The sequence below is a fragment of the Ruminococcus sp. N15.MGS-57 genome, from assembly GCF_000980385.1.
Taxonomy (GTDB): domain Bacteria; phylum Bacillota; class Clostridia; order Oscillospirales; family Ruminococcaceae; genus Hominimerdicola; species Hominimerdicola aceti.
In genome coordinates, this window is the sequence record NZ_LARF01000098.1 from 1 (window position 1) to 1,505 (window position 1,505).

Consider the following 1,505-nt stretch of genomic DNA (forward strand, 5'->3'; position numbering starts at 1 on the left):
TGGAGACAGGTGGTGCATGGTTGTCGTCAGCTCGTGTCGTGAGATGTTGGGTTAAGTCCCGCAACGAGCGCAACCCTTATTGTCAGTAGCCAGCAGGTGAAGCTGGGCACTCTGATGAGACTGCCGGGGATAACCCGGAGGAAGGTGGGGATGACGTCAAATCATCATGCCCCTTATGAGCAGGGCTACACACGTGCTACAATGGCGTAAACAGAGGGAAGCGAAGGAGTGATCTGGAGCAAATCTCAAAAATAACGTCTCAGTTCGGATTGTAGTCTGCAACTCGACTACATGAAGCTGGAATCGCTAGTAATCGCAGATCAGAATGCTGCGGTGAATACGTTCCCGGGTCTTGTACACACCGCCCGTCACACCATGGGAGTCGGTAATGCCCGAAGTCAGTGACTCAACCATAAAGGAGAGAGCTGCCGAAGGCAGGACTGGTAACTGGGGTGAAGTCGTAACAAGGTAGCCGTATCGGAAGGTGCGGCTGGATCACCTCCTTTCTAAGGAAAAGAAACAAGTAAGGAAATTGGTTATACTGTTTAGTTATCAAGAGATTGGTAACAAGCTTTCCGGTGGCGATGCGCCTGGGGGAAACACCCGTACCCATCCCGAACACGATGGTTAAGACCCAGGAGGCCGATGGTACTATGCTGGAGACGGCATGGGAGAGCAGGTGGCTGCCGGATTAAAAAAGAAAATAAATTTCTTTTAAAAGATTTTATCAGCGATCCGAGTACAAAAGAGTCTTTTGTATTTGAATGACTGATAACATCAGTCAGACATGTACCTTGAAAACTGCATACAAACACAATTGTTAAAACTTATAGATATTTAACAAGACATCCGAGGTGATAATCAAGTAAAATTGATTATCCAATAAAAACAAACCAAGAAGAACCAAGAAATACCCGCGACCAGGGAGCACAGAACGCTATCTGTGCGGCTGGAATGTATGAAAATGCAATTCTGGTTATGGTCAAGCATGTAAGAGCGTAGGGTGGATGCCTTGGCACTAAGAGCCGATGAAAGACGTGATAAGCTGCGATAAGCTTCGGGGAGGAGCAAATATCCTTTGATCCGGAGATTTCTGAATGGGGAAACCCACTTGAGTAAACCTCAAGTATCCATACGCCAATCCATAACGTATGGAAGGGAACCCGGGGAACTGAAACATCTAAGTACCCGGAGGAAAAGAAAGAAACATCGATTTCCTGAGTAGCGGCGAGCGAAAGGGAAGGAGCCTAAACTGCGGTGCGTGCACTGCAGGGTTAAGGACTGCAATAAGTTATACTCAGAGTTACCAGAACGGTATTGGGAAAGCCGGCCAGAGAGGGTGAAAGCCCCGTATGGGAAAACAAAGAGAGACAAGCAGTATCCAAAGTACCACGAGACACGAGAAACCTTGTGGGAAGTCGGGGGGACCACCCCCCAAGGCTAAATACTCCTTAGTGACCGATAGCGCATAGTACTGTGAAGGAAAGGTGAAAAGGACCCCGGGA

General features: G+C 48.0%; 3 rRNA genes. All 3 read left to right on the forward strand.

Annotated features, from left to right (window positions below):
* A 16S ribosomal RNA gene (locus WS40_RS10535) occupies window positions 1-506 on the forward strand; the annotation flags it as partial.
* A 68-nt stretch (window positions 507-574) separates the two neighbouring features.
* Window positions 575-692: ribosomal RNA gene (gene rrf, locus WS40_RS10540) — 5S ribosomal RNA — on the forward strand.
* Between the two features lie 288 nt (window positions 693-980).
* A 23S ribosomal RNA gene (locus WS40_RS10545) occupies window positions 981-1,505 on the forward strand; the annotation flags it as partial.